This is a genomic window from Pseudomonas sp. GLN_2 (genome assembly GCF_043106005.1).
Lineage (GTDB): Bacteria > Pseudomonadota > Gammaproteobacteria > Pseudomonadales > Pseudomonadaceae > Aquipseudomonas > Aquipseudomonas alloputida.
The window spans coordinates 108,701-115,322 of sequence record NZ_JBICMC010000091.1 but is presented as its reverse complement, the minus strand read 5'-3'; the positions used below and the strand labels follow the sequence as shown (position 1 = coordinate 115,322).

The following is a 6,622-nucleotide window of genomic DNA, read 5'->3' as shown; positions in this document are numbered from 1 at the left end:
GGCTATTTTCCTGTGCTGGCCAATACGCGTTGCCAGTCCGGTTCGTTCAAGCGCCCCAGGATACGTGCCTTGCCATTGCCATCCACGGATACGAACAGGGCGCTGGCATAGTTGCTTTGACGTTCGCCGCCGGCAACGTGCTGCTGGCGGGCAAAGTGGTCGATGCAGCCGTTGTGAGTCACCAGCACCAGGTTGTGGCCCGCGCGTTTGTGTGCAAGCGCTTCGTTGGCGAACTGGCTGTCGCAGCTTTCGAGCCAGTCCTCGCTGGCCACCGCCTGACCCAGTATGAAGTGCGCGGTTTGCCGGGTGCGTAGTTTCGGGCTGCTGAGCAGGTCGGCTTTGTTCAGGCCCAGCTGGTGCAGCCCTTGGCCAACGCGGGCAGCGGCCTGGCTGCCGCTCAGGGTGATCCCCGTGGGGTCGTCCAGGCAGGGGCCGGGGGCGCTGTCGCAGCGTTCGGCGTGGCGGATCATCACGATCACCGCACCGTCGGCCCAGTCCTGCAGCAGGCCGCTGTCACTCAGTTGTTGCGCGTTGCCAAGGTCCACGATATGCGTCCTCGTCGCCAGCCAGGTGGTCAACGCCGCCACGACCATGCACAGGCCCAGGGCGGTTCCGACGGCTTTGCGAGTCAGGCGTCGCTTGCGCCGGGCATGAATGGCGGGGTGCCCCAGGGTGTTGCTCGATAGCATGCGTTGCTCCGTTGGCAGTGCCGCGGCTGGCGCGGTGGTGGATGGCGGCATCCTGCCAAGCGGCCTGTCGGGGGCCGGTGAAGGGCGTGTGAAAATTGCATTTGGCGGCTGCCGGCTGGGTGAAACCCGCGCCCGCGCCTACGCTGTAAACTGCAAGGCGGTAAACCGGAGCAGGCCCGATGACCCCCATCCTCGAACTGGAAAGCGCACGGCTGGTGCTGCGCCAATGGCATGACGATGACTTGCGCGAGTTCGCCGCACTGTGCGCCGACCCACAGGTGATGCGCTACTTTCCGGCGCCGCTGACGCGCGTTGAGGCGGCTGCGTTGATCGGCCGCGTGCGTGGGCATTTCAATGAGTACGGTTTTGGTTTGTGGGCCCTGGAGCGCAAGGACAGTGGCGCGTTCATCGGCATGACCGGGTTGCTCAATGTCAACTTCGACGCGCCTTTTGCCCCGGCGGTGGAGATCGGCTGGCGCCTGGCACGCCGTCACTGGGGCCTGGGCTTTGCCAGCGAGGCGGCGTGGACCTGCCTGCGTTGTGCTTTTGCCCAATTGCGCCTGGAGGAGGTCGTGTCGTTCACCAGCGAATGCAACCTGCCGTCGCAAAAGGTGATGCAAGCCATCGGCATGCAGCAGGACCTGCACGGCAGCTTCGAGCACCCCCGGCTGCCCATCGGCCACCCGCTGCGCCCGCATGTGCTGTACCGGATCGATCGCGCGCACTGGGAGCGCACCCTGCGCGCCTGAATGCACAGCCATGCCCGGCGCGAATGACAAACGCTGTATCATTTGCCTACTTGGAAGGCGCTTGCCCGTAACACGTTCAGCGCCTGTGAAATCGAGCGCCGCTCGGGCGGCGCATCGCGAGCTAGGCTCGCTCCTACGGAGAACCGCCGATGAGTCATGTGTTGGACGACCTGGTCGACCTGTTGAGCCTCGAATCCATCGAGGAGAACCTGTTCCGTGGACGTAGCCAGGACCTGGGCTTCCGCCAGCTTTACGGTGGCCAAGTGCTGGGCCAGTCGTTGTCGGCTGCCAGCCAGACAGTCGAGGACGCGCGCCATGTGCATTCGTTGCACGGCTACTTCCTGCGCCCGGGCGATGCCAGCCTTCCAGTGGTGTACTCGGTAGACCGCGTGCGCGATGGCGGCAGCTTCAGTACACGACGGGTGACGGCGATCCAGAAGGGCCAGACCATCTTCACCTGCAGTGCATCATTCCAGTACGACGAGGAAGGCTTCGAGCACCAGGCGCAGATGCCTGACGTGGTCGGCCCGGAAAACCTGCCTACCGAAGTCGAACTGGCCCGTGCCATGGCCGACCAGTTGCCCGAGCGCATTCGCGACAAGGTGCTGTGTGCCAAGCCGATCGAGATCCGCCCGGTCACCGAGCGCGACCCGTTCAACCCCAAGCCGGGCGACCCGGTGAAATACGCCTGGTTCCGCGCCGACGGCAACCTGCCGGACGTGCCTGCCCTGCACAAGTACATGCTGGCCTACGCCTCGGACTTCGGCCTGCTGACCACAGCGTTGCTGCCCCATGGCAAATCGGTGTGGCAGCGCGACATGCAGATCGCCAGCCTCGACCATTCGCTGTGGTTTCACGGCAACCTGCGCGCCGACGAGTGGCTCCTGTACGCCACCGATAGCCCCTGGGCCGGCAACTCCCGTGGCTTCTGCCGCGGCAGCATTTTCAACCAGGCCGGGCAACTGGTGGCATCGTCGAGCCAGGAAGGCCTGATTCGCCATCGCAAGGACTGGGCATGAGCCTGGGCGAGGTGCGCAACTGGGTGTTCGACATGGACGGCACCCTGACCGTGGCCGTGCACGACTTCGCCGCCATTCGGGTGGCGCTGGACATCCCGGCCGAACACGACATCCTCACCCACCTGGCGGCCTTGCCGGCAGAGGAAGCGGCGGCTAAGCATGCCTGGTTGCTGGAGCACGAAAGGGACCTGGCAACGGCCTCCACGGCGGCCACCGGGGCGGTGGAGCTGGTGCGTGAGTTGGCCGGGCGCGGGTGCCGGCTGGGTATTCTGACCCGCAATGCGCGTGAGCTGGCACATGTAACGCTGGAGGCCATCGGCCTGGCGGACTGCTTCCCGGTGGAACACATTCTCGGGCGTGACGAGGCTGCGCCCAAACCGAGCCCGGATGGGTTGCTGAAGATTGCCAGCGCCTGGGGCGTGACGCCGAGCGAACTGGTGATGGTGGGGGATTACCGCTTTGACCTGGACTGTGGGCGGGCGGCGGGGGCGCGCACGGTGCTGGTGAACCTGCCGGACAACCCCTGGCCGGAACTGGTGGATTGGCATGCGGCAGATTGCCGAGCGTTGAAGGTGATGCTGGGCTGACGCGTGTGTTGGCAATGCGGGCCTCTTCGCGGGCATGCCCGCTCCCACAGGTATTGCGCACGTCTCGGGGCCTGTGGTGCCCCTGTGGGAGCGGGCGTGCCCGCGAAAGGGCCGGATCTGTCTATGCTGAACCCCATTCTTTGCTCTGATACGGAGACCCACCCATGAGCAGCAAGGCCATCTACGTACAACCCGGCGGCGGCTACGACAAGGTCGAGGTCGGCACCTGCGAGGCCCAGGCCCCCCAGGCCGGCGAGATTACCGTGCGCCTGCACGCCAGTTCCCTCAACTACCACGATTTCGCCGTGGTCAGCGGCATGTGGGGCCCGAGCGAGCGACGCATCCCCATGGCCGATGGCGCCGGCGAGGTGGTTGCGGTGGGGGCTGGCGTCACTGAGTTCCAGGTCGGCGACAATGTGGTCAGCACCTTCTTCCCCGACTGGCTCGATGGCCAGGCCAATGTCGAGGGCTTTGCCCGGGTGCCCGGCGACGGCATCGATGGCTACGCCCGTGAGCAGGTGACTGCCCGCGCCACCGCCTTCACCCTGGCACCCCAGGGTTTCAGCCATGCCGAGGCTGCCACCCTGACCACCGCCGGCCTTACCGCCTGGCGGGCGCTGATGAGCGATGATCACCTCAAGCCCGGCGACACGGTGCTGGTGCAGGGTACCGGCGGTGTGTCGATTTTCGCCCTGCAGTTCGCCAAGCTGGCGGGCGCGACCGTGATCGCCACCTCGTCCAGCGATGCCAAGCTGGAGCGCCTGAAGGCCCTGGGTGCCGACCACCTGATCAACTACAAGAGCACCCCGGCCTGGGGTGAGAAGGTGCGCGAGCTGACTGGCAACCGCGGTGTCGATCATGTGATTGAAGTGGGCGGCCCGGCGACGCTGGAGCAGTCGATGATTGCCGCGCGCATTGGCGGGCATGTTTCGCTGATCGGCATCCTTACCGGGGTGGCCGGGCAGTTGCCGCTGGTGCAGGCGCTGGTGCGGCAGATTCGGCTGCAAGGGGTGCTGGTTGGCAGCCGAGCGCAGCAGCAGGCGATGGTGCGGGCGATCGATGCCAACGGCCTGCGGCCGGTGGTGGACAAGCATTTCGAGCTGGAACAGATCGTCGAGGCGTTCCGTTACCAGGAGAGCAACCGGCATTTCGGCAAGATCTGCCTGACCTGGTGAAGTGAGGGCAGGGTAGCTGGAGGTAACGGCCACCCTGCACGCCACTCTGTTCGTAGCCTCAAGCCCGAGGCCTTGCACTGCCTGATAGTCAGTCCGGCAGTAGCCGGTCTCGGCTGTTGGACAGGTGCAGGCACACTGCCGCCCGCGCGGCATCCGGGTCTTGTCGGCGGATGGCATTGAGGATCGCCTCATGCTCCAGGTTGGCCAGGTACGCTTGCCGCGCCAGCTTGGCCCCCGCGCGCTCGGCAAGGGCCATGCGGTTGCGCGGTATCAGGCCGTTACCCAGTTGCAGCAGCATCTCGGTGAAATACAGATTGCCGGTGGCCTCGGCAATCAGCAGGTGAAATCGCCGGTCGGCTTCGATGCAGCTGTCGCCGGCAGCGGCCAGGTCCTGATAGTCATCCAGCGCCTGGCGCATGCGCGCCAGTTGCCCCTCATCACGACGCAGTGCGGCCAGCGCGGCAGCCTGGCCTTCAAGGCCAATACGCAGCTCCAGCAGATCGCGCACATTCGCCGCGCTCTCCGCCGCAACGCGCAGCCCGGCCTGGGCCTGGCGCTCCATCACGAACGTACCGATCCCGTGGCGCGGCTCCACCAACCCCGAGGCCTGCAGCTTCGACAAGGCTTCGCGAACCACTGTGCGGCTGACCCCGTGCTCGCGCACCAAGGTGTTTTCCGAAGGCAGTTTGTCGCCTGGTTTGAAGGTGCCCAGCAAAATCTGCTGGGTCAGGCTGGAAACCAGGTCATGGGCACGGCTGTGGCCGCGTTTGCGCGCGTGTTCGGGTTCCATGTGTGATCCGCTTCTTGATTTGCTTGTACGACAAGTTAATCGATAGAAATATTTTTTGCCGATTTTTCGCGCATCCAATTCAGCATGTAGTTGATCTGTTTTTGCACGTTAGGATCAAATTGGCATTGTGACAGCTTGTATTTTGCTATTTTGCCGACGTTAATGATCTTGTCGTACAACCTCGCTGCGAATAAGCTCCTCCCCACTGCCATGTCAGACAACCCGACCCGCACAAAAACAATTAGTGGGAGATCCGCAAGTGAACGACACCCTCGCTCCGTCTGCCCGGCATGAAGGCGACGCGTTGGCCAGTGCCGTGGCCAAGGTCAAGCGCCACGTCCTGCCGCTGTTCGTCATCATGTTCATTGTCAACTACCTTGACCGCGTCAACATTGGCTTCGTCCGCCCGCACCTGGAAAGCGACCTGGGCATCAGCGCTGCGGCCTATGGCTTCGGTGCCGGGCTGTTCTTCATCGGTTACGCGCTGTTCGAAGTCCCTTCGAACATGCTGCTGCAAAAGGTCGGTGCCCGGCTGTGGCTGACCCGTATCATGTTCACCTGGGGGCTGGTGGCCACGGCCATGGCCTTCGTGCAGAACGAAACCCAGTTCTACGTGTTGCGTTTTCTGCTCGGGGTGGCCGAAGCAGGCTTCTTTCCTGGCGTGATCTACTACTTCACCCGTTGGCTGCCAGCGGCAGAGCGCGGCAAGGCCATTGCCATCTTCCTCAGTGGCTCGGCGCTGGCTTCGTTGATTTCCGGGCCGCTGGCCGGGGCGTTGATGCAGATCCAGGGCCTGGGCCTGCATGGTTGGCAGTGGATGCTGTTCATTGAAGGCATGGCCTCGGTGGCGCTGTGCTTCTTTGTGTTCTTCTGGCTCGACTCCAAGCCGCAGGACGCCAAGTGGCTGAGCAAGGCCGAGCAGGACGCGCTGGTCGCCACCATCGACCGCGAGCAGCAAGCGCGTGAGGCCATCGGCGCGGTCAGGCCGTCGGCCTGGAGCCTGCTCAAGGACCGCCAGATCGTACTGTTCTGCCTGATCTACTTCTGCATCCAGCTGACCATCTATGCCGCCACCTTCTGGCTGCCCAGCATCATCAAGCGCATGGGCGACCTCAGTGACATGCAGGTTGGTTTCTTCAACTCGATCCCTTGGCTGATCTCGATCCTGGCCATGTACGCCTTCGCCGCCGGTTCCGCTCGCTGGAAGTTCCAGCAGGCCTGGGTGGCCGGCGCCCTGCTGGTCGCTGCCACGGGCATGTTCATGTCCACCACGGGTGGGCCGGTGTTTGCCTTCGTCGCCGTGTGCTTCGCCGCGATCGGCTTCAAGTCAGCGTCGTCACTGTTCTGGCCAATCCCCCAGGGCTATCTGGACGCCCGCATCGCTGCGGCGGTGATTGCCCTGATCAACTCGGTCGGCAACCTCGGCGGCTTCGTTGCCCCCACCACCTTCGGCTTGCTGGAGCAGCAGACTGGCTCGATCCAGGGCGGGCTGTACGGCCTGGCGGTGACCTCGGTGCTGGCGGCGATTGCCATCTTCTTCGTACGCACTCGCCCCAAGGGCGCCTCTTCCGATGACCTCAAGGCCCCTTCGGCCCTGGGCCAGACCCACTGAT

7 protein-coding genes are annotated in these 6,622 nt (G+C 64.5%); 5 read left to right on the top strand and 2 right to left on the bottom strand.

Features of this window, described 5'->3' with window-relative positions; all coding sequences use genetic code 11:
* Positions 1-2: 2 nt before the first annotated feature.
* Positions 3-689 carry a histidine phosphatase family protein gene (locus tag ACF8Q6_RS23440; protein ID WP_121784109.1) on the bottom strand — a complete coding sequence of 229 codons (687 nt, stop codon included), beginning with the start codon at positions 687-689 and terminating at the stop codon, positions 3-5.
* A gap of 179 nt (positions 690-868) precedes the next feature.
* Between ACF8Q6_RS23440 and ACF8Q6_RS23435 the strand changes: the two genes are divergently transcribed.
* The 4 genes from ACF8Q6_RS23435 (at position 869) to ACF8Q6_RS23420 (ending at position 4,219) form a co-directional block, all read left to right on the top strand.
* Positions 869-1,438, top strand: coding sequence for a GNAT family N-acetyltransferase (locus ACF8Q6_RS23435; protein ID WP_003249850.1), 570 nt, complete (start codon positions 869-871; stop codon positions 1,436-1,438).
* A 149-nt stretch (positions 1,439-1,587) separates the two neighbouring features.
* Positions 1,588-2,457, top strand: coding sequence for an acyl-CoA thioesterase II (gene tesB / locus ACF8Q6_RS23430; protein WP_003249851.1), 870 nt, complete (start codon positions 1,588-1,590; stop codon positions 2,455-2,457).
* Positions 2,454-3,044, top strand: coding sequence for an HAD family hydrolase (locus ACF8Q6_RS23425; protein WP_003249853.1), 591 nt, complete (start codon positions 2,454-2,456; stop codon positions 3,042-3,044). Before tesB ends, ACF8Q6_RS23425 begins: the two co-directional genes overlap by 4 nt.
* Positions 3,045-3,208: 164 nt before the next feature.
* Positions 3,209-4,219 carry an NAD(P)-dependent alcohol dehydrogenase gene (locus ACF8Q6_RS23420; RefSeq protein ID WP_010955388.1) on the top strand — a complete coding sequence of 337 codons (1,011 nt, stop codon included), beginning with the start codon at positions 3,209-3,211 and terminating at the stop codon, positions 4,217-4,219.
* Positions 4,220-4,307: 88 nt separating this feature from the next.
* Here ACF8Q6_RS23420 and ACF8Q6_RS23415 read toward each other — a convergent pair whose 3' ends face one another.
* Positions 4,308-5,009: a FadR/GntR family transcriptional regulator gene (locus ACF8Q6_RS23415; protein WP_003249857.1), complete on the bottom strand. Its 702-nt coding sequence runs from the start codon at positions 5,007-5,009 to the stop codon at positions 4,308-4,310.
* Positions 5,010-5,268: 259 nt separating this feature from the next.
* Here ACF8Q6_RS23415 and ACF8Q6_RS23410 point away from each other — a divergent pair, with 259 nt between their 5' ends.
* Complete coding sequence (locus ACF8Q6_RS23410) at positions 5,269-6,621, top strand: MFS transporter (protein WP_392493014.1); 1,353 nt, start codon at positions 5,269-5,271, stop codon at positions 6,619-6,621.
* Position 6,622: the final 1 nt, after the last annotated feature.